We start from the raw sequence: 20,830 nt of genomic DNA, 5'->3' as shown, positions 1-20,830 counted from the left end.
TCTCTGCTTGCGGGCCAGCACCGCAAATGCTACGATATGTAGCATTACGGTTCGTAGCCTTGCGCGGCGTGCCGCTGGCAGGCTCGAGAAAATCAGGCGTTCGCGATGACCAATTCCGCAAAGGCCGAAGCTGTGCTGGCGCTTCATCGCTTCGGGATGGGGCCGCGACCGGGATCGATCGCCGCCGTCGGCACCGACCCGCGCGGCGCACTGATCGCCGATCTCGACCGGCCGCTCACGCTGACCGCCGCCGCCGTCCTTCCCACCAGCGCAAAGGCCTATCGCACCGTTGCCGACGCCAATGCGCGGCGCGCGGCTAGGGCCAAGCAGGCGCAGCAGCAGGCCAAGAGGCAGCAGACGGCGTCCGCGCCGACAATGTCGGAAGACCAGACGCAAGGGCAGGGTGCGGACAAGGACGCCGCCGAGATGGCGGCCAAGCAGGCGGCCGAGGCCGTGCCCGATCCCGGGCGTCCGATCTATTTGCAGGAAGCCAAGCTGCGCACGGAAGCCGCGCTTGCCGCCGAGATCGGCTTCGCCGAGCGGCTGGTGTGGTTCTGGTCCAACCATTTCTGCATCTCGGCCAACAAGATCCAGAGCATGTCCGGCGCCTATGAGCGCGAAGCCGTTCGCGCCAATATGCTCGGCCGCTTCGTCGATCTCCTGTTGGCCGTCGAGGGCCATCCGGCGATGCTGTTCTATCTCGACAATCTCGGCTCGATGGGTGCGAACTCGATCGCCGGCATCAACCGCAGCCGCGGCCTCAACGAGAACATCGCGCGCGAGATCATGGAGCTGCATACGCTCGGCGTGCGCGCCGGCTACACCCAGGACGACGTCATCAGCTTCGCCAATGTGTTGACGGGATGGACGCTGGTGCCGCCCGGCGACAATCCCGAGCACGGTGGCGAGTTCACCTTCAATCCGCGGCTGCACGAGCCCGGCGGGCAAACCGTGCTCGGCAAGCGCTACGAGCAGGAGGATGCCGAGCAGGGCCGCGCGGTGCTGCGCGATCTCGCCGCGCATCCGGCGACCGCAACCCATATCGCGACCAAGCTCGCGCGCCATTTCGTCGCCGACGAGCCGCCGCCTGTGCTGATCGAGCAGATGGCGAAGACTTTTCGCGACACCGAGGGCGATCTTAAGCAGGTCGCGATCGCGATGGTGTCCTCGGACGAGGCCTGGCGCGGGCCGCCGTCGAAGCTCAAGCGTCCCAGCGAGTGGGGCGTTGGCATGGTGCGCGCGACCGGCGCCACGACGGTCGATCCAGTCCGCTTCACCGGCGGGCTGGAGCTGCTCGGCGAGGCGCTGTGGCGTCCATCCGCGCCCAAGGGCTATCCGGACGACGAGGCGAGCTGGATCGACGGCGTCGGCCGGCGGCTCGACATCGCCAACAATTTTGCCGAGCGCCTCGCCGGTACGGCTGATCCGCAGGCGATCATCGAGGACGTCTTCGCATCGGAGATATCACCCGAGGTGAAGCAGGCCGTCGGCCGCGCCGAGAGCCGGCAGCAGGCGCTCGCGCTGTTGTTCATGTCGGCGGATTTCCAGAGGAGGTGACCATGGGCTTTGACCATCATCTGCCCACGCGGCGCGAGCTTCTGGTCGGCTCCGGCGCGCTGTTCACGTGGAGCCAGATGCCGCGGATCGCGCGTGCCGAAGGGCGCGATCCGCGCCTGCTGGTCATTGTGCTGCGCGGTGCGCTCGACGGCCTTGGCGCGGTTGCGCCGGTCGGCGATCCCGACTGGATCTCCTTGCGCGGCGATCGTGCGCTGGTGCTGGACGGCAAGCCGCCCGCGCTGCCGCTCGATGCCTTCTTCGCGCTCAATCCGGCGATGCCGAATCTGCATCGGCTCTACAAGAGCGGCAAGGCTGCGATCGTCCATGCCGCCGCGACGCCCTATCGCGAGCGTTCGCATTTCGACGGCCAGGACGTGCTGGAAAGCGGGCTCGTCAAGCCGGGCATGACCAGCTCGGGATGGCTCAACCGCGCGCTGCTCGCGCTGGAATCCAGCGGGCGTGTCGACCCGCGCGGCAGCCGCGCGCTCGGCATCGGCTCCGTGACGCCGCTGGTGGTGCGCGGTTCGGCGCCCGTCATGACATGGGTGCCGCAGAGATTGTTGCCGGCGAGCGAGGACACGCAGAACCGCCTGCTCGATCTCTACCAACACACCGATCCGAAGCTTGCGACCGTGCTCCAGGCCCGCATGAGGCTCGCTTCGCTCGGCGGCGCACCAGGCGCGGGCGATCCGATGTCCGACGATCCGACCTTGCCGCCGCCCGGCATCGCGCGCGTGCGCGCCTATTTCGCCGAAGCCGCCGGCACGGCCGCGCGCTATCTCGCCAAGCCTGACGGCCCGCGTGTCGGCGCCATGGGCTTCGTCGGCTGGGATACGCACATCGCCGAGGGCGTGGCCTCGGGCCAGCTCTACAATCTGCTCGGTGCTCTCGACGGCGCCTTTGCCGCGATCGAGAGCAATATGGGCGAAGCGTGGCGCGAAACAGTCGTGGCCGTCGTCACCGAGTTCGGGCGAACCGCGCGCATCAACGGTACGCAGGGTACCGACCACGGCACGGGCACGGTCGCTTTCCTGATCGGCGGCGGGCTCAACGGTGGTCGCGTGATCGCGGACTGGCCCGGTCTGAAGCCGGCGCAACTCTTCGAGGATCGCGATCTCAAGCCGACCACGGATTTGCGCGCGGTGCTGAAAGGCCTGCTGAGGGATCATCTGCGCGTCGAGGAGAAGGTGCTCGCAGAAGCCGTCTTCCCGGGCAGCGCCGACGTCAAACCGATGGGAGGCCTCGTCGGCTGACGACGCGGCTCTCGCAACCGGATCGGGTTCATGATGTGCACGCTGACACAACGGGAGCTCGACTTTCTCGCCAGCTTGAAGACCGGCTGGCAGCGGCTCTATCGGCGCGAGCTCGCGCGGCTCTCGAGGAGCGGCGCCGAACCTGACGAGGTTCCGCCGGAGACGCGCCCGATCTGGCGCGTCGTATCGGGCTTATCCCACGAGCCTGTCTCGATTCAGGACAAGCCAGTGTGGTGGAATCGCCACAGCTAACCCGAAACGGCTGCGGCCTCAGGCGCGCTTTCGTTCCGACAAGGTTCTGCCCTCATTGCCCACCGAAACTCGGGGCCATTCGGAGGGCGCATCATGTCTTGCTTTGCACGTGCCGAAAATGCCCGGATTTCGCCGGCAAGCCTGTGCCGGATCCTGCTCGCCACCATCGGCGCGGCGTCGCTTGCGGCGTGTGCGCAATCGCCGGTCGGCCACCAGAAGGCCGATCTCGGCACCCACCGCCAGGCCGCTGTCGAACGACCGCACAGGGTGGCGGCGCTGCATCCGCGTCCGATCAGCCGGGCGCGCATCCCCGACGGTGATGCAAAGCAGAGCGTCTCCCACGGCGTCGCCAGTTTCTATTCGGACACGGAGACGGCGAGCGGCGAGAGGTTCGACAAGAACGAATTGACCGCGGCCCATCCCAGCCTGCCGTTCGGCACCAAGCTGCGCGTCACCGATGTCTCATCCGGCCGCTTCGTCACCGTCAGGATCAACGATCGCGGGCCGTATGTTCGCGGACGCGTGGTCGACGTCTCTCCCTCCGCGGCGGAGGCGCTCGGCATGGTCGACAAGGGTGTCACCAATGTCCGGCTCGACGTGGTGCAATAATTTGCGGCTGCATCGATCCGAAGCGCTGTGCTTAACCGGCTGTTAGCCGCCTCAAGCCACCATGGATACCCAATCATTCGGGACTAGATCTAAGCTCTTGGGAGGCGGCGTTTGACCACGATCCAGTATCTCGAAGATCAGGCCGCACGCGCCGAGCGGCTGGCCAAACGGATCACGGATACATTGACGATCGAAAAGCTCCTGACCTTCGCGCACGAACGCCGCCGCGAGATCGAGGTCATCGCCGGCAAGTACCGGCGCGCCTGATTCTCATCCCCATGCGCGCTCAGCTGTGGCTTTCGACGAAGTCGCTGAGATAGTCCGGCAGCGTCATGCCATCAATGTCACAGCGCGCCCGGATCTCGCCGGCGACATCGGTCGAGATGTCCTTCATCCAGTGCTCCAGCGTGTTGAACGAGATGACCTTGATGGGGTCGTTGAAGCAGCCAGCGACGAGCTCGCCGATCGTGGCGTCGAGATCGCTTCGCTCGACGCGAATTTCGGTCGCCTTGTCGAGGCGGTCGATCACCACGAACAGGGTCTGGTCTGCGCCATAGGGCACGACAGGGGCTGGCACGCCGGCTTCAAGCATGTGAGGCACTCACGCCTTCGCTTCCGATCACCATCAACGGGAAAAACCGGCAGAAGGTTCCCGCGCTCAGCCGGTGCTTCTGCGAGGATCAGAGAAATTCGCGCAGCCGCGCCAGCTCCGTGATGTGCTCGGGCGAGAGAATGTCCGTGACCAGCGGCGGTTGCGCGATGGTGCGGATCTCATAGAGATGCCTGGTCGCCGCCGGCTTCGCCATGAACGCCGAGATGCATTCGTCGAGCGTACCCTCGATCACCTGGTAGGACGCTCGGTCCGACCGTCGCTGGTTCGCAAGCGACGGCCATTTATGCAGCACCGCAAGGACACCAAAGTCGACCTTTGAATCCCCAACCACGTCCCCCATCGTCCCGCCTCACGCAAAAAGACCCCGGCACACGATCGTGCGTACCGGGGCCTACACCCATTACTGCATCTCAATGCCTCAGCACCAAACGCGATGACCGGGAAATAGTTCCCGGCAAATGTTTGCTTTCAGCTCGCGGCCGCCGCGATTTTATGGCCCGGGCTGGTGTGCCCGTGGCTGGTCTCATCGCCGCGACCAACTTCGGGCGGAAGCCCGGCAAAGCGCCGCAAGGCCTCGGCCATCTGCACCCGGCTCGGCGCGCCGGTGATGATCACGTCCACCATCGTGAAGGACGAATGGAAATGGCCACGCGCCTTGAGTTGCTCGACCGGGACGCCGGCGGCTGCCATCGCCTCGGCATAGGCGATGCCTTCGTCGCGCAGGGGATCGAATTCGCAGGTGACGACGAAGGCCGGCGGTAGCCTTTCGACCTTGCCGCGGAGCGGCGAGGCGCGTGGATCGGTGCGGTCGGTCGGCGAGCAGTAGAGGTCCCAGAACCAGTACATCAGCGAGCGCGTCAGGAAATAGCCGGTCGCATTGTCGTTGTAGGAGGGGCGGTCGAAGGTGCAGTCGGTGACCGGGCAGATCAGGAGTTGGCCCGCGATCTCAGGGCCGCCGCGATCGCGCGCAAGCTGGCAGGTGACGGCGGCGATGTTGCCGCCGGCGCTCCAGCCCGCGACCAGCACCGGGCCCGGCCTGCCGCCGAGCTCGGCGGCGTGCTCGGCGATCCAGCGCGTCGCCGCATAGCCGTCTTCGGCCGCGGCCGGGAAACGATGCTCGGGCGCATGACGATAGCCGACGCTGACCAGCATCATGCCGGTCCGCCGCACCATGTCGCGGCAGAACGGCTCGTCCGACTGCTCGTCGCCGAGCACCCAGCCGCCGCCGTGGAAATAGACCACCACCGGATGCGGCCCCGGCGTTGCCGGCCGGTATACCCGGTAAGGCAGCGGACCGTCGGCGCCTGTCAGGGTGCCGTCGACGATCTCGCCGATCGGCCGTCCCGCCGGGCGGCCCTTGTTGAACTCGTCGACGAAGGCGCGGGCGCCGAGGGCGCCCATCGACTCGATCGGCGGCAGGTTGAGTGACGCCAGCAGGTTCAGCACCAGCCGCACGTCCGGCTGCAGCCGCACCACCTCGCCGTCATTGCATTGCGCGGCGACGTCGGGGCCGGTCAGCTTGAAGCCGAGCATGCCGCGGCTGACCACCTCGTCGCAGATGCTGCGATAGGGACCGACGCCGCCGGTATAGGGCATCAGGCCCTGCACCTTGCCGGGCACGTTGGCGCCCGTGTACCAGGTGTTGGCGAGCCGGTGCAGCGTCACCATCGAGCAATCGGCCATGTGCCTGTTCCAGCCGGCTTGCGCCGTCTCGGTCGGCTCGATCGTGGTGAAGCCGCCGTCGCGCAATGCTTTGAGCCGGTCGACGACCCAGTCGACATGCTGCTCGATTGACACCGCCATGTTCGACAGCACCGACGGGCTGCCGGGACCGGTGATCATGAAGAAGTTCGGGAAGCCTGCGACGGTGAGGCCGAGATAGGTCTGCGGCCCCTGCGCCCAGACGTCGGTGAGCGACTTGCCGCCACGTCCGGTGATCGGATGCACGGCGCGGATCGCGCCGGTCATGGCGTCGAAGCCGGTCGCGAACACGATCACGTCCACGTCGACGCTGCGCTTGGCCGTCGTGATCCCACTTGCGGTGATCGCCTTGATCGGCTCCTGACGCAGATTGACCAGCGTGACGTTCGGCCGGTTGTAGGTCGCGTAATAGTTGGTATCGAGGCAGGGGCGTTTGGCGCCGAACGGATGATCGTCCGGCATCAGCGCCGCGGCGGTCTCGGGGTCTTTGACGGCGGCGCGGATCTTCTCGCGGATCAGGTCCTGGACGATCTTGTTGCCGTCGATGTCGACCGCCTGGTCGGCCCAGAGCTGGGTCAGGATGTGGACGAGGTCGCCGGCCGCCCAAGCGCGTTCGAACCGCTCACGACGCTCGGCATCGCTTAATTGCCAGCTAACGACCGTCTGCTGCGGATAGGGCACGCCGGCCATCGACTGGCGCGCCTGCTCGCGATAGGCCGCGCGATCGCCTTGCAGCAGGCTCATGCGATCGGACGGCGCGGGACCGTTGTGCGCCGGAAGCGCGAAATTCGGGGTGCGCTGGAACACGGTCAGGTGCGCAGCCTGCTCGGCGATCAGCGGGATCGACTGAATGGCCGACGATCCCGTGCCGATCACCGCGACGCGCTTGCCGCCGAGATGGACGCCGTCATGCGGCCAGCGTCCGGTGAAATAGACCTCGCCCTTGAAGTCCTTCACGCCGTCGATCTCCGGCGGCTTGGGCGCCGAGAGGCAGCCGGTGGCCATGATGTAATGGCGGCAGGAGACCGGCGGGCCATTATCGGTGGTGAGCTGCCAGCGCTCGATCGCCTCGTCCCATTTCGCTTCCGTGACCTTGGTCTTGAAGCGGATGTCACGCCTGAGATCGTAGCGGTCGGCGACGAAGCCGAGATAGCGCAGGATCTCGGGCTGGGTCGCATATTTCTCCGACCAGGTCCATGCGGTCTCGAGGTCGGGATCGAAGGTGTAGCTGTAATCAATGGTCTGGATGTCGCAGCGCGCCCCGGGATATCGGTTCCAGTACCAGGTGCCGCCGACGTCGCCGGCTTCTTCGAGGCCGACCGCCGTCAGGCCGGCCTTGCGTAGCCGATGCAGAAGATAGAGGCCGGCAAATCCGGCACCGACCACGGCAACATCGACCTGCTGGCTGGTTCCGCGCCCCGTGTCCGAGGCACGTGCAGCAACCATTGCATCAGGCATGGCATTTCCTCCCGTGTGTTTTGTTTTGCCCGCAGGCTATCGCTGCAGGTTCGGCTTGTCATCACGGCATGTGCAATCTTCGGTAGCCATTTGCGGCGTCATCATGGCCGCGTGAATGTTGCGGCGGCACACGCATCGCGATGCACAAGGGCCGTGATTTCCCGGGCTAATCAGGGTCGATCCACCTGTGTATGCTCTTGTTTTTGCCACGCGTGCAAACGGGCGTCATGACAGAGTTGAGTGAGCGGACCAAAGCGAACATGGACGTCGTCCTGGAGGAGACGTGCCGCCAACTGCCTCACGGCGGCGATCACGACAGCCGCAGGTTCATCGCCGAGCGGCTGATCGAGGCGGCGCGGTCCGGTCACTCCACGCTCGGCGAGCTCGGCATCATCGCACGGCACGCACTGGCGGAGCTTGCCGCCAAGCGGAGCTAGGCGCAGCCGCGGCGCTTGCTTCGCGGCGGGCCACGGACATAACCTGCCCAAAATCCTTCCGCGCGTCGAGATGCTCCGAAGATGCGGTCCGTGTTCGCGCTTTTTGCGACGTCACTCGTCCTCTGTTGCGCCGGCTCGGTCGTGGCCCAGCCGGTCGGCCAGTTTCCATTTGCGCTGACGCGCGAAGGACAGATGCTTGGCGCCGTCGAAGGCGAGGTGGCCTCGTTCAAGGGGCTGGCCTATGTGGCCGCGCCGCTCGGACCGCTGCGCTGGCGTCCGCCGCAGGCTGCACCCGAGAGTTCGGAGATGCGCACCGCCTATGCCTATGGCGCGCCGTGTCTTCAGCCCTCGCTGCCGGGATCGAGCGAGGATTGCCTCACGCTGAACGTGTTTCGTCCGTTCGGGGTCGACGGCCCGCTACCGGTGATGATGTTCATCCACGACGGCGCTTTCGTCAGCGGCACCGCGAATGATCCGCTGTTCGACGGTGCCAGGCTCGCGCAAGCCGGCCTCATCGTGGTGACCGTGAATTTTCGCCTCGGCGCGTTCGGCTGGCTCAGCGATCCCGCGCTGTCGGAAGGCGGCTCCGGCAATTTCGGCCTGATGGACCAGATCGCGGCGCTGCATTGGGTGCACGACAACATCGCGGCCTTCGGCGGTGATCCCACCAACGTCACCTTGTTCGGCAGTGGCGCAGGCGCAACGTCGATCGCGCTGCTGATGCTGTCGGAGCAATCGCGCGATCTCTTCCAGAAAGCCATTCTGCAATCGATCCCCGGCCGTGCGCGCCTGCGTTCGGCACAAGAGGCCGAAATTGTGGGGCGGCAATTCGTGGCGGTGCTGGGGCGACAGGCCGATTTACGTACAGCCGAACCGCAACGCCTGCTTGCCGTCGAAAAACATTTCCTGGAAAAATCGCCGCGCAGCTTCGCGCCGACGATCGATGGGAGTCTGGTGAGCGAGGAGGTCGCCGCGGGCTTCGCAGCTGGACATGAGAGCCGCATCCCCTTGATCATCGGCTCGAACGACGACGAGACCGGTTTCGACGGCGAGCTGGATATCCGGGAAGAGCTGGCATCGTCAGGCACCACCAGCGATGAGCTGCGCAGGCTCTATCCCGATCTCGCCAGACCTTCGGACCGCGCGGCAAGGTTCTACACCGACAGGGTCTTCTCCGAGCCAGTGAGACTGCTGGCGCGCCTGCATGCCGCCAGCGGTGCGCCGACCTTTCGCTATCGCTTCACCTATGTGCCGGAGGCACGGCGCGCAAACCCCGAGGGCGGTCACGGGCGGGAATTGCAGTTCATCTTCGGCGTCGAAGGCATGCCCGGTGCAGGCATCTTGTCAGGAGCCGATCGCGAGGTCGCAAATCGCATGCGCGCCTACTGGATCAATTTCGCCAGGAGCGGCGATCCCAACGGTGCGGACCTGCCGCATTGGGATTCGGCCGCAGGCAGCGATCGCCTGCTGCTGATCGCGAACGATGGCATCGCGAGCGGAGACGACCCCTGGTCGGAGCGTCTGGACCGGTTCGCGCATTAGAGGGATGAGTTGGACTTAAGCCGCGAGCTCGACGCGCGGCGCCGGGCTTAGCCGGTCTTCCTCCAGATAATCCATCGCGCCGTCTTTCTCGACGGCGTAGAACTGCTGGCCTTCCTTCGACTTGTAGGCGGCGCGAACGACGCCGCGGCGGCCCTTGTCACTGTTGACGACATCCCCCAACGCAAACTTCTTCATTTCACGTCCCTGGCTGCTGGCCGACTCCTTCGGCTACGCCCGGGATTCTGGGCAGCAAATCGTTAACGTCTTGCTAACCATACGGGTTTGCCTATGCTCGCGGCCGATCGCGCGGGCAACTCGCACGCGCATGTTGCCAACGAAACGAGCCTTCGCCCATGGTGCGATTTCCCACCTTCTTCCTGTCGCATGGCGGCGGTCCGTGGCCGTTCATGGAAGACAGGCGGGTGCAATACGCGAAAACCGCCGAGGCGTTCGGCCGGCTGCCACAGCTCTTGCCGGAGAGGCCCAAGGCCGTGCTCGTCATATCAGGACATTGGGAGGCTGACGCCTTCACCGTGTCGACTTCCGCGCATCCGCCGATGGTGTACGATTATCACGGTTTCCCCGAGCACACCTATCACCTCAAATACCCGGCGCCGGGGCGGCCCGAGCTCGCCGCGGAGGTAAAGGCGCTGCTCACGCGCGCGGGTGTTGATTGCCGGGAGGATCCCAACCAGGGGTTCGATCACGGCACCTTCGTGCCGCTCGGGCTGATGTATCCGAACGCCGACATGCCGATCGTGCTGCTGTCGCTGAGATCGAGTTACGATCCGGCCGAGCACATCAGGATGGGGCAGGCGATTGCCTCCCTACGCGACGAAGGCATTCTGATCGTCGGCAGCGGACTCACCTATCACAACATGCGCGGGTTCGGCCGTGCCGAATCGAAGCCGGTCTCGTATGATTTCGAGGCTTACCTGAACGAGGCGATCAGCCACAAGGACGCGGCGCGGCGCAACGCGATGCTGGTTGACTGGGAGAACGCGCCGAGTGCGCGCCTGGCCCATCCGCGCGAAGATCATCTGCTGCCGCTGATGGTGGCCGCCGGCGCCGCCGTCAGCGACACGGGCAAGCGCGTCTTCGTCGACGAGGTCGCGAATGTCGCGATGGCGTCGTATGTGTTTGGCGGGTGATCTTCTCCTCTTCCCGCAAGCGAGGAGAGGTGAAGAAGAGTGGCTCACCCGTATTTCAGCTTCATGAACAGGATGCCGCCGGCGAGCACCATGGTGATGGCGTTCGCGGCGACGAGGGGCGCATCGCCCGACAGCAGGCCATAGACGAGCCAGAGCGCCAGCCCAAGCACCATGACCAGGAACATGCCGAGCGAAATATCGCCGGTGGAGCGGGTCTTCCACACTTTGATGGCTTGCGGCGCGTAGGCCACGGTGGTGCAGGTCGCGGCGGCAAAGCCGATCAGCTTGATCAAGAACGGGTCCATGGCGGCTCTATAGCATTGATTCGAGGATGGTCGCGCCTCAGGCGCGCGCGGTCATGAGGCCGCGATAGAGCGCGGCATAGTCACCGGCGCGGTTGCGCCAGGACACGTCGGTCGCAAGGCCGCTCAGTTGCAGCCGGCGCCAGGTCAGCTTGTCGTGGAAGGCGATGTTGGCCTTGCGCAGCGTGCCGGCGAGGGCATCCGCGGTGACGGGTGCGAACTTGAAGCCGGTGGCATCGCGGCCTGATTTATCGGCCTCGCCGATATCGACGATGGTATCCTCGAGGCCGCCGACCCGCGAGACGATGGGCACGGCGCCGTAGCGCAACGCGCAGAGCTGGGTCAGGCCGCATGGCTCGAACCGCGAGGGCACGATGAGCGCGTCCGAGCCGGCCTGGATCAGATGCGCCATGATCTCGTCGTAGCCGATCACGACCCCGATCCGGCCAGGGTTCGCGCGCGCTACGGCCTGATAGCGATCCTGGAGATCGCGATCGCCGCTGCCGAGCAAAGCGAGCTGCATGCCTTCGCGCAAAATGGTCGGAATGGCTTCGAGCAGGAGATCGAGCCCCTTCTGCCACGACAGGCGGCTGATGACGCCGAGCAATGGCGCTTCGTCCGAGGAATCCAGATTGAACTGTTGCTGAAGCACCGCCTTGTTCGCGGCCCGGAACGTGAGGTCCTCCGCGCCGAAGCGGTAGGCGATGTGCGGATCTTCTTGCGGATTCCAAACGGATACATCGATGCCGTTGAGGATTCCGCTCAGCGCGTTCGCGCGGGCGCGAAGCAGGCCGCCGAACCCCATGCCGCCCTCGTCGGTCTGGATCTCCTGCGCATAGGTCGGCGAGACCGTGGTGATGCGATCGGCGAATTGCAGGCCGGCCTTCAAGAAACTGATGCCGCCGAAATATTCGAGGTCGTTGACGCCGTAGGCGCGCCACGGCAGGCCAATCGAACCAATCAGCTCGGGCACGAACTTGCCCTGATAGGCCATGGTGTGGATGGTCATCACGGTGGCCGGCCGCGGCCGATTGTCATAGTGCAGATAGGCCGGCGCGAGCCCGGCCTGCCAGTCATGGGCATGCACCACGTCGGGCACGAAGGCGGGAACGAGGCCGTGGCCGATATCGGCCGCGATGCGCGAGAGCGCGGCGAACCGCACGCCATTGTCCGGCCAGTCGACGCCTTCGGGCGTCACGTAGGGGTTGCCAGGCCGTGCGTAGAGATGCGGCACGTCGAGCACGAACAGATCGAGGCCGTCATGCGAGCCGGCGAGCAGACGTCCGGGTCCGCCGAAATAATCCGGCCAGCGCCGGATTTCGTCGGCTCCCCCCAGCACCCGCATCACGTCAGGATAGCCTGGCATCAAGGTGCGCATCTCGACGCCATGCGCCTTGAGCGCAATCGGCAGCGCGCCCGCGACATCGGCGAGACCGCCAGTCTTGACGATGGGATAGACTTCAGAGGCGACCGCGAGGACGCGAACAGGCGTCATGTATTGAGCCTGTCGAGCATCGGCTGGGTGATGAGCGAAATGCCCTGCTCGGTGGTGCGGAAGCGTCTTGCGTCCAGCTCGGGATCTTCGCCGACGACGAGCCCTTCCGGGATCTCGACGCCGCGATCGATCACGACGTTCTTCAGGCGCGCGCCGCGGCCGACATTGACATAGGGCATGATCACGGCGTTCTCGACATTGGCGTAGGAGTTGACGCGCACGCCGGTGAACAGCAGTGAGCGCCGCAGCGAGGCGCCGGAAATGATGCAGCCGCCCGAGACCAGCGAGCTCACGGCCTGGCCGCGCCGGCTCTCCTCGTCGTGGACGAATTTTGCCGGTGGTGTGATCTCGGAATAGGACCAGATCGGCCAGGCGCTGTCGAACAAATCGAGCTCGGGCACTACGTCGGTGAGGTCGATATTGGCGGCCCAATAGGCGTCGACCGTGCCGACGTCGCGCCAATAGGCGCGGGGGTCGCTGCCCGAGCGAACGCAGGAGGTCGAATACTGGTGCGCCATGGCGCGGCCGTTCTTGACGAGGTAGGGGATGATGTCCTTGCCGAAATCGTGGTTGGAATTCGGATCCTCGGCGTCGCGCTTGAGCTCTTCGAACAGGAATTTTGCGTCGAACACGTAGATGCCCATGCTGGCGAGCGAAACGTCCGGCTTGCCCGGCATCGGCGGCGGATCTTTCGGCTTTTCCAGGAACTCTTTGATCCAGCCGTTCTCGTCGATATGCATGATGCCGAAGCCGGAAGATTCCTGGCGCGGCATCTCCAGGCAGCCGACGGTGACGTCGGCGCCGCTGTCGACGTGCTGGCGCAGCATCACCTCGTAATCCATTTTATAGATATGGTCGCCGGCGAGAACGACGATGAAGCGGCAGGCGTGGGATTCGATGATGTCGATGTTCTGGTAGACTGCATCGGCCGTGCCGACATACCACATGTTTTCGGAGACGCGCTGGCTCGCCGGGAGGATGTCGAAGCTCTCGTTGCGCTCGGGGCGGAAGAAGTTCCAGCCCATCTGAAGGTGCCGGATCAGGCTGTGCGCCTTGTACTGGGTGGCGACGGCGATGCGGCGGATGCCCGAGTTCACCGCGTTCGACAGCGCGAAATCGATGATGCGGGATTTTCCGCCGAAATAGACCGCAGGCTTGGCGCGACGGTCGGTCAGCTCCAGCAGCCGGCTGCCGCGTCCGCCGGCCAGGACAAACGCCAGCGCCTGACGGGCAAGCGGCTCGGGTCTCGCGGCACTCATGTCATCCTCCCACAACTCTTGCGCTCGCGAGAAGCCTCCCGGCCGCGCTCATTTGGAACCGATAGTAACGGCACGAATAGTAAATCGGGAAGGTGGTTGTTGGTTGCGAATGCGCCGGAAGCTTAATGCTTTGCCGCCGTGATCGGGCCCCAGGCACCGTCCTGCCGGTGTCACTCGCGGCAAGGTTGTCGAGCCCGTCAGGTACCGGTTGATCAGAATGGAGGCATGCGTCTTGTGCGGTGCACGCAAAACTCGAGGCTTTGACCTCGCGCCAGGATGCCCGATGATGGCGCTGCGATCCATGTCCAAGCCAAACGTCAGAAAGGAGTAAGACGATGAGGGTCTGGAAAACGGCAGTCGCCGGTTCGCTCGCCGCCGCGGTCATGGCGGGGGGGATTCAGCAGGCGGCGGCGGCTCCGCTGCCCACCAATGTCGCAACCATGAAGGCCGCCGTCGGCGACGATGTCAGGCAGGTGCACTGGCGCGGCCGAGGTTTTGGATGGGGTCTCGGCGGCCTTGCCGCTGGCGCGATCATCGCAGGTGCCATCGCCAGCAGCGCGCCCTATGGCTATGGCTACTATGGCGGCGGGCCCTATTATGGCGGCTACGGATACCCGGGCTACGGCTATGGTTATGCGCCGGCCTATTACGGCTATGGTCCGGCCTATGCTTATCCGCGCTACTATCGGCCTTACCGCCCGTATTTCGGCCCTCGTTACGGCTACTACCGGCCGTATTACCGGCACTATCACCGCGCGTATTGGTGATCGATCAAACGGGCGGACCCGCTCGCCGCAGGGCGACGACGCTGAAGAGGTTTGAGGGCCGCTGAATGCAAGCGGCCCGATCGGCTTGCGCGCGCTGAACCCGGTGATGCGGCACGACGAGCCGGCCATGCCCGCCCACGACAATCCCGATGCAGATCGCGACGATGATCGCGATCTCGATGCACCATTCGAGCGGTCCCGAGCTCATGGCAGCGCGATGGCGTTGGCGAGATCGAACTCGGACAGGCCCGGGCCGCCGCACGCAAGGTAGATGGCGACGAGGAAGATGCGACTGAGGACGGTGAGGCCCAATATGACCCTGATGTCGTAATGGCGAATGGCAAAAGCGAGAGGCGAGATCGCCAGATGTTTTAGAATGCTCATGGCCAACTCCTTGCCAAAATTCAGGCATCGACTGCCTGCCGACTGAAATGACAGCGTGATGAAAAGGCCGTCCGACGCCTTGCCGGCGTCTCTGAAATGGACAGGCCAATGCTAGTGCCGGCGCAGGGCGCAGGTCTTTATCGCGTCCTTACATTTGGCTGAGCTTTCCCTTAAGATGGGCGAGCATCCGGGGGTCTGAGCCGTGCGTAGAGACGCGCTTGCCTTTGGTGAATTCCGCCTCGACCGTGCCAACGCGCTGTTGTGGCGAGGCGGGGAGCGGATCGCGCTGGCGCCGAAGCCGTTCGAGGTTCTTTGCTATCTCGTCGGTCGGCCCGGTGAGCTCGTCACCAAGGAAGAGTTGCTCGACGCGGTCTGGTCCGATCTGCACGTCAGCGAGTCGAGCCTCGCCGTTGCCGTGAACGCGCTACGCTCGGTGCTCGGCGACGACAGGCAGTCCCCCAATTACATCGAGACGGTCACGCGGCGCGGCTATCGTTTCATTGCGCCGGTCGCGACCGCCGACTTGCCTGCGATCGAGCGGGCGCCCGAAGAAGAGACCGCTTCCGTCACGGAGCAGGTCGTCGATCGACGCCGGCACTGGAGAGTCGGGCGCACCGGGGCACTCGACACGCTGGAGAAGGCATTGCAACTCGCTCGCACCGGACAGCGTCAGGTCGTCTTCATCACCGGCGAGGCCGGGATCGGCAAGACCACCCTCTTGCAAATGACGCTCGACAGGATGAACCAGCAGGGACTGGGCGTGCTGCATTGTAGCTGCAACGAGTTGTTCGGCACCCATGAGGCCTTTCTTCCGCTGATCGGAGCGCTGAACGAGTGCTGCCGTCGCACCGATGGAGCATCGCTGCTGACGTCCATCCGCGAGCACGCGCCGACCTGGCTCGCGCAGATGCCCGGTTTCCTCGGCGAAGCAGAGCGGGCCACATTCCAGCATGAGGTCTTTGGCGCAACGCGGGAGCGCATGCTGCGCGAATTTTCCGATCTCATGGAACATCTCGCTGTCACGCGACCATGGGTGATCATCCTGGAAGATCTGCATTGGAGCGACTTTGCCACCGTGGATGTGCTCTCCCGGCTGGCGCGGCGGGATCGGAGGGCTTCTATCCTCGTGCTCGCCACCTACCGGCCGATGGAAGTCGCCGTCGGCGGACATCCTATCCGTGCCGTTCATCAGGACTTGCGGATTCACGGACACGCCACCGAGCTCGCGCTCGATCGACTGACCGGCACCGACGTCGAACGCTATCTGTCCCTGCGCTTCAACTCGGCCGATTTTGCCAGAGAGCTGGTCGAGCGCATCTTCGCGCGAACCGGCGGGCATCCTCTGTTCGTGTCGTCTCTGCTCGATCATCTCGTGGCGCAGGGTGCACTGGTCGAGCACGAATTGGGCTGGCGGCTGGTCAGCGAAGACGCGGCCTCGCATGACAGCATGCCGCGCGATCTGGAAGGAATGATCAAGCAGCAGATCGATCACCTCACCGAAGACGAGCGCTGCCTGCTCGAGGTCGCCAGTGCGGCGGGAGCGGAGTTTTCCGCGCTCCATATCGCCGGTGCGCTGGACCGTCCCGTGCTGGATGTCGAGCAGATGTGCGAGGACCTGGCACGGACCGATCGCATTATCGTCGGGGCCGGCATGACCGAGTGGCCGAACGGAAGCGTCTCCGGTCGCTATGCGTTCCAGCACGCGCTTTACCAGGAGATCCTCTACCAGCGGCTCGCACCAGCGCGCTGCGCGAAAACCCATGCGCTGCTTGGGGCGGGGCTCGAGCAGGGCTATGGGCCGCAGGCTGCGGAGATCGCCGCCGTTGTCGCGCGCCATTTCGAACTGGGCCGTGATTTCCCGAAAGCGATGCATTATCTGGGCGCGGCGGCCGAGGGCTCGGCGCGAAGGTTCAGCACGCGCGAGGCCGCCAATTACCTGTCCCGCGCCTTGGAGCTGGTGCCGCATCTGCCGCCGGAATTTCGGGTGACGACACGTCTGAAGTTGCTGCTTCAGCGCGCCTGGGCCTGGCGGGCCAGTGGAGATTTCCTGAATTCCCTGCAGGATCTCAGCGCTATCGTGGCGCACGCGGCGGAGAACGGGCACGTGCGCGAAGAGGTGAACGCGCTGGTCGATCTCAGCAGATTCTGTCTTTACGTCGATCGGCGCCAGAGCCTGCCTGTTGCGGAACAGGCCCTTATCAAAAGCAGGGCGATCGACGACGCCGCATTCAGCGCTCTGGTCCAGGGCAACGTTGCCAATCTGAAGCTGATGCTCCGCGGCTGGGATCGTGAGAATGCGGACCTTGCCGAGCGTGCGTCAGCACTGATCACCGGAGAGCAGGATCTGAGCATGCGGCTGCGACGCTGCTCGATGGAAATGGTGCTGGAGTTTCTGCGCGCGAATTATCCGGCCTGCTGCGATGCGACGACCAGGGGAAAGGAGCTCGCCCGCCTGGTCGGTGACGTCTATCTGTTCGTGCTTTATGAATCGGTCGAGGCGTTTGCCCAGATTTATCTCGGCGAATGGGGCCAGGCGCAACGAAACCTCGTCTCCGCGTTGGCTATCTCGGAGCGGAATGCAAATCCGCAGGCCGTCGCGCTGTGTCATCTCGCGATCGGATGGCTGTACTCCGAGGCGGAGGAATATGGCAGCGCGTCACGGCGTGCGGAGGATGCGCTCGGCCCGATGATCGAGGCCAATCCGTTCACCTTCTTCGTTGGCAGGAATCTGCTGGCGCGAGCTTATGTCAGGATGGGCGACCTGGCTCGGGCGCGGCAGCATCTCGATGCGATGGAGCGGCGAATGGAGGTCGACCGGGTGCCGATGGAGTCGCTGGTCATCCCCCATTATCTGCTGACTTGCTGCGACTATTGGATCGCGATCGGCGATCTGGACCGTGCCCAGGGCTCGGCCAGCCAGTTTCACGAGGTGACGAGCGCGGCACCTGACCGGCCGTTTCTCGCGCTGTGCTACGAGGCCATGGCGAGAATTGCGATGCTGAAGCACGATGCGCAACTCGCCGGCGGGCATCTGTCGGCGGCCATGTCGATCCTCCGCCATGCCAGGTTGCCGCATGCCACCTGGCGGGTTTACCGCACGACCGCGGGGCTCTATGAGAGCCTCGGACAAGCGCAAAGGGCTGCCAAGTGGCGGGACCGCTCCTGCCAGGTGATCGCATCGCTGGCAGAGACGCTTGATCCCAATGATCCGCTGCGCTCGGCATCCTTTTTCGACGCAGGCCGGGACACCGGGCCCGATATTGCGGGACGCTGATCGGCTCAATCCGGCAGGTCCGCGATCTCTCGCGGTTCGCCGGGCCGTTGCTTGACCTTGAATTGATTTTGCTGCTGCCGCAGCGTGCGGGAGGCACGGTAGGCATCCCTGCGCAATCGCATGATCGAGCCGAGCGGCTGATGCGCGGCGAGACATCGCCATGGATCGAACGAAAGCACCTCGTCGGAATAGACGCGACGCGCGGGGCTGTCGGCGGTCTGGCGCGGAAGCGTGATCTTGCCGAGTGCTTGCGGCGGCGCGACGTCTTCAGGCCAGTCGATCGAGGCATCTTCGATCGGTGTTCGCTCGAGGTCGGTGCAGAGCTGGGCGAATAATTCGTACTCGGCCGCATTATCCTTGAAGAAGGCAACGACGCTGTTCAGCACGGCATCATCGGCATCGTGGCAGGGTCGGCCGGTGAGTTGGCGAACCGACGCCGACATCGGCATCAGGCGAAGCCTTGCGATATAATCGCCAAACCGCAATGCACCCTCGGTGTGAAAGGTCTCTCCGAGGATGTTGCTGCCGGCATCACCGAGCGCTTTCAAGACGATCGGGATCGGAATGCCTGTTCTGTCCGATGCGGCGACCAGGGCGCGCGCCAAAAAGCCTATGGGTCCGTACGCCAGATCAGGCAGGAACAGGGTGTGCTCGACCTTGTGCTGTGCGCGCATATAGGCCATCGCATCCGCGAAATAGCTGGGGTGATTGACGAGCAGGAGATCCTGGTTCGTCGAATCGTCGTCGCCGAGCGCCTTAGCCCCCGTCACACCCAAAACCTTGATGGCAAACCCTCGCGGCGAACGTACACGATCGCTCCTGTTGAATGCGGTGGAGAGGCGGACGATGATCGGGAAGTGGCCAGCCTGCTTGAACAGGCCTTGGCGCAGATGATCCGGCAAATTGTCGTAGACGATCAGCTCGCCCCGGAGATAGCCGGCGCCCTTGGCGTGCTGCTGCCGGGTCCCATGCTTGTTTTTGCGAAAAGTGCGATCACTCGTTCGCGAAATCGAAGCAACGATCTCCTCGACCGCCGCCGCTTCCTCCGGCAGGATGTGTTCGACGGACGGATCGTAACGAAGATACTGATCGGCTGACATGGCGCTGATCTCCAGCCCGAAGGTCGCCTTCCCATTGCAAGCGTCGACGGCCGCAGGGCGGATCACTGTAAGCCCGTCCAGTCGGGATCGGCAACCCGAGAGCGAGTTGTGATTGCCTGGACAAGCCGCGGGATGAGGCATCCTGTTACCGACGCGATCACACGGTCGATGCTAGGCCAGCGGCGTCTCGTAAGTCCTTATGGGTTCCTTATGTTGTCCTGATTTTTTCCTTAAGGCCGGGCCGGCGAGCGGGGGTCCTGGCTGGCGTCTAAAGCGACAGCCACACGATCAGGCTCATGCAGGCCAAATGCGCGAGTAAGATCGCGGCGAGATGCAGCGGGCCAGCGTTGAGACGGAGCCCGCGCATCCCGCCGCCTCCGCCTAGTTCGATCCCGCGGCCGCAGCGGTGAAGCTGCGGTCGACGGCTTTGCTGACGTCGAGCTTCTTCGGCAGGATGCCGTAGCGCGTCGAGCGGTCGGAGGCTTCCTGCACCTCCTTCACGACGTTCTCGTCGATCGGAATCGGGCTGGTGCGCTGCGCGGTGTAGGCCGAGAGCAGCACATCCTCCGGCAGCTTGGTCAACTCGGCCGTGCTCTTGGCGTACTCGCCGAGATGATCCAGCGACCACAGCCGCGCCTTGTTCAGCCGCTGCACGAGGTCCTGCACCGCTGCGCGCTTGGTGGCGATGGCGTTGTCGGAAGCGACGATGAAGGTGATGGTCGGCGTCAGGCCCTCGCCATTGGCGATGACGCGGGCCTTGTCCTTGAGCGTCGCGAACGAGACGTAGGGCTCCCACACCGCCCAGGCGTCGATCGAGCCCGCAACCAGCGCGATCTTGGCGTCGACCGGGCCGAGCGGCGCGAAGGTCGCGTCCTCCAGCCTGATCTGCGCCTTCTCCCGCGTGGCGTCGATCAGAAACTGGCCCCAGCCGCTGCGCGTGCCGGCGAGGCGTTTTCCCTTGAGGTCGGCGGCCGATTTGATCGGGGAATCCTGGCGCACGAGGATGGCTTGTGTCTTGGCATCCGACCTTGTGCCGCCGATCGCCTTGATCGGCGCGCCGGCCGCGTAGACGGAAAGGAACGAAAGGTCGCCGGTATAGCCGACGTCGAGCGCGCCGGCGTTGAGCGCCTCCAGGATTGGAGCTGCCGCGGGGAATTCCGACCACTCGATCTTGTAAGGCAGATCCTTCGCGTAGCCCGAGATCTCGAGCAGCGAACGATTGCCGCCCTTCTGGTCGCCGACCCGCAGCACGACGGCATCGGCTGCGAACGACGCCGCGGCCGTCGACAGGGTGATGGCGGCGGCAAGCAGCGATGCAGCGAGCCGGCGCGCGATGGAATGATCGAGGGAGTTGATGCTCATGTGGCCTGTCTTGTTGCTTTGCCCACGACGCGTGAGCGAACGATGCATCGAGACGATCAAGTCTATGGCCGCATGATGCGCGGTCAATGAAATGGCTAACCGTATTGCGCGCGCGATCGGCAAGGACGTTTCAGCGAGGCGCCGATTTCGAGAACGTGCGGTATGCGCCACTGATGCTGCGCAAAAATGAAGCAGGAGAGGGAGTAGCCCCGTGCTCCGTCAATCGATCCATCGGCGGAAATCCTTTCGTCGTCCTCGCACGCACCGGTGGAGAGAATGACTTCGCTTCGTGCCACATTCGAAATTCCATTTCA

The 20,830-nt window shown here is 64.7% G+C and carries 20 protein-coding genes; 10 read left to right on the top strand and 10 right to left on the bottom strand.

Annotation, left to right across the window (positions count from 1 at the left end; genetic code table 11):
• Positions 1-105 precede the first annotated feature (105 nt).
• The 5 genes from IVB13_RS24945 to IVB13_RS24925 all read left to right on the top strand — a co-directional run bounded on the left by IVB13_RS24945 (position 106) and on the right by IVB13_RS24925 (position 3,938).
• Positions 106-1,557 carry a DUF1800 family protein gene (locus IVB13_RS24945; protein ID WP_018457460.1) on the top strand — a complete coding sequence of 484 codons (1,452 nt, stop codon included), beginning with the start codon at positions 106-108 and terminating at the stop codon, positions 1,555-1,557.
• Positions 1,558-1,559: 2 nt separating this feature from the next.
• Positions 1,560-2,810 (top strand): DUF1501 domain-containing protein, encoded by a 1,251-nt coding sequence (locus IVB13_RS24940; protein ID WP_018457461.1) that lies wholly within the window; start codon positions 1,560-1,562, stop codon positions 2,808-2,810.
• A 30-nt stretch (positions 2,811-2,840) separates the two neighbouring features.
• The gene (locus tag IVB13_RS24935; protein ID WP_026233375.1) at positions 2,841-3,062 is read left to right on the top strand and encodes a hypothetical protein; all 222 of its coding nucleotides are present in this window, start codon (positions 2,841-2,843) and stop codon (positions 3,060-3,062) included.
• A gap of 93 nt (positions 3,063-3,155) precedes the next feature.
• Positions 3,156-3,671 (top strand): septal ring lytic transglycosylase RlpA family protein, encoded by a 516-nt coding sequence (locus IVB13_RS24930; RefSeq protein WP_018457463.1) that lies wholly within the window; start codon positions 3,156-3,158, stop codon positions 3,669-3,671.
• 111 nt (positions 3,672-3,782) lie between these two features.
• Positions 3,783-3,938, top strand: coding sequence for a hypothetical protein (locus IVB13_RS24925; RefSeq protein WP_018457464.1), 156 nt, complete (start codon positions 3,783-3,785; stop codon positions 3,936-3,938).
• Positions 3,939-3,957: 19 nt separating this feature from the next.
• Here IVB13_RS24925 and IVB13_RS24920 read toward each other — a convergent pair whose 3' ends face one another.
• The 3 genes from IVB13_RS24920 to IVB13_RS24910 all read right to left on the bottom strand — a co-directional run bounded on the left by IVB13_RS24920 (position 3,958) and on the right by IVB13_RS24910 (position 7,443).
• On the bottom strand, positions 3,958-4,263 hold the full coding sequence (locus tag IVB13_RS24920) for a hypothetical protein (RefSeq protein WP_018457465.1): 306 nt from the start codon (positions 4,261-4,263) through the stop codon (positions 3,958-3,960).
• A gap of 88 nt (positions 4,264-4,351) precedes the next feature.
• Positions 4,352-4,624 carry a hypothetical protein gene (locus IVB13_RS24915; protein WP_018457466.1) on the bottom strand — a complete coding sequence of 91 codons (273 nt, stop codon included), beginning with the start codon at positions 4,622-4,624 and terminating at the stop codon, positions 4,352-4,354.
• Positions 4,625-4,752: 128 nt separating this feature from the next.
• A complete protein-coding gene (locus IVB13_RS24910; RefSeq protein WP_026233376.1) occupies positions 4,753-7,443 on the bottom strand; it encodes an alpha/beta hydrolase fold domain-containing protein in 2,691 nt (896 codons plus the stop codon).
• 191 nt (positions 7,444-7,634) lie between these two features.
• Here IVB13_RS24910 and IVB13_RS24905 point away from each other — a divergent pair, with 191 nt between their 5' ends.
• Entirely contained in the window at positions 7,635-7,880 is a 246-nt protein-coding gene (locus IVB13_RS24905; protein ID WP_018457468.1) for a hypothetical protein, read from the top strand.
• A gap of 81 nt (positions 7,881-7,961) precedes the next feature.
• Complete coding sequence (locus IVB13_RS24900; RefSeq protein WP_018457469.1) at positions 7,962-9,422, top strand: carboxylesterase family protein; 1,461 nt, start codon at positions 7,962-7,964, stop codon at positions 9,420-9,422.
• 15 nt (positions 9,423-9,437) lie between these two features.
• Here IVB13_RS24900 and IVB13_RS24895 read toward each other — a convergent pair whose 3' ends face one another.
• Positions 9,438-9,617, bottom strand: a complete 180-nt coding sequence (locus IVB13_RS24895) for a hypothetical protein (protein WP_007601069.1) — start codon at positions 9,615-9,617, stop codon at positions 9,438-9,440.
• A 158-nt stretch (positions 9,618-9,775) separates the two neighbouring features.
• Between IVB13_RS24895 and IVB13_RS24890 the strand changes: the two genes are divergently transcribed.
• Complete coding sequence (locus IVB13_RS24890; protein ID WP_247294809.1) at positions 9,776-10,573, top strand: class III extradiol ring-cleavage dioxygenase; 798 nt, start codon at positions 9,776-9,778, stop codon at positions 10,571-10,573.
• Positions 10,574-10,617: 44 nt separating this feature from the next.
• Here the strand turns inward: IVB13_RS24890 and IVB13_RS24885 are convergent, their stop codons facing one another.
• The 3 genes from IVB13_RS24885 to glgC are packed head-to-tail and all read right to left on the bottom strand — an operon-like array spanning position 10,618 to position 13,629.
• A complete protein-coding gene (locus tag IVB13_RS24885) occupies positions 10,618-10,878 on the bottom strand; it encodes a SemiSWEET transporter (protein ID WP_018457471.1) in 261 nt (86 codons plus the stop codon).
• 37 nt (positions 10,879-10,915) lie between these two features.
• On the bottom strand, positions 10,916-12,370 hold the full coding sequence (glgA, locus tag IVB13_RS24880) for a glycogen synthase GlgA (RefSeq protein WP_247490803.1): 1,455 nt from the start codon (positions 12,368-12,370) through the stop codon (positions 10,916-10,918).
• A complete protein-coding gene (gene glgC, locus IVB13_RS24875) occupies positions 12,367-13,629 on the bottom strand; it encodes a glucose-1-phosphate adenylyltransferase (RefSeq protein WP_007613273.1) in 1,263 nt (420 codons plus the stop codon). Before glgC ends, glgA begins: the two co-directional genes overlap by 4 nt.
• 335 nt (positions 13,630-13,964) lie before the next feature.
• On the opposite strand from glgC, the gene IVB13_RS24870 reads away from it, so the two are divergent.
• Positions 13,965-14,396 (top strand): hypothetical protein, encoded by a 432-nt coding sequence (locus IVB13_RS24870; protein WP_247490801.1) that lies wholly within the window; start codon positions 13,965-13,967, stop codon positions 14,394-14,396.
• A gap of 204 nt (positions 14,397-14,600) precedes the next feature.
• Here the strand turns inward: IVB13_RS24870 and IVB13_RS24865 are convergent, their stop codons facing one another.
• The gene (locus IVB13_RS24865) at positions 14,601-14,780 is read right to left on the bottom strand and encodes a hypothetical protein (protein ID WP_018457475.1); all 180 of its coding nucleotides are present in this window, start codon (positions 14,778-14,780) and stop codon (positions 14,601-14,603) included.
• 202 nt (positions 14,781-14,982) lie between these two features.
• Between IVB13_RS24865 and IVB13_RS24860 the strand changes: the two genes are divergently transcribed.
• A complete protein-coding gene (locus IVB13_RS24860) occupies positions 14,983-18,054 on the top strand; it encodes an AAA family ATPase (protein WP_247294805.1) in 3,072 nt (1,023 codons plus the stop codon).
• 5 nt (positions 18,055-18,059) lie between these two features.
• Here the strand turns inward: IVB13_RS24860 and IVB13_RS24855 are convergent, their stop codons facing one another.
• Both IVB13_RS24855 and IVB13_RS24850 read right to left on the bottom strand, forming a co-directional pair.
• Positions 18,060-19,154 carry a catalase family protein gene (locus tag IVB13_RS24855; RefSeq protein ID WP_026233377.1) on the bottom strand — a complete coding sequence of 365 codons (1,095 nt, stop codon included), beginning with the start codon at positions 19,152-19,154 and terminating at the stop codon, positions 18,060-18,062.
• 381 nt (positions 19,155-19,535) lie between these two features.
• Entirely contained in the window at positions 19,536-20,516 is a 981-nt protein-coding gene (locus IVB13_RS24850) for an ABC transporter substrate-binding protein (protein WP_247490799.1), read from the bottom strand.
• Positions 20,517-20,830 lie beyond the last annotated feature (314 nt).

This window comes from Bradyrhizobium sp. 17, assembly GCF_023073515.1.
Taxonomy (GTDB): domain Bacteria; phylum Pseudomonadota; class Alphaproteobacteria; order Rhizobiales; family Xanthobacteraceae; genus Bradyrhizobium; species Bradyrhizobium canariense_D.
The sequence above is the reverse complement of the archived record's forward strand: the minus strand, read 5'-3'. Positions and strand labels throughout refer to the sequence as shown.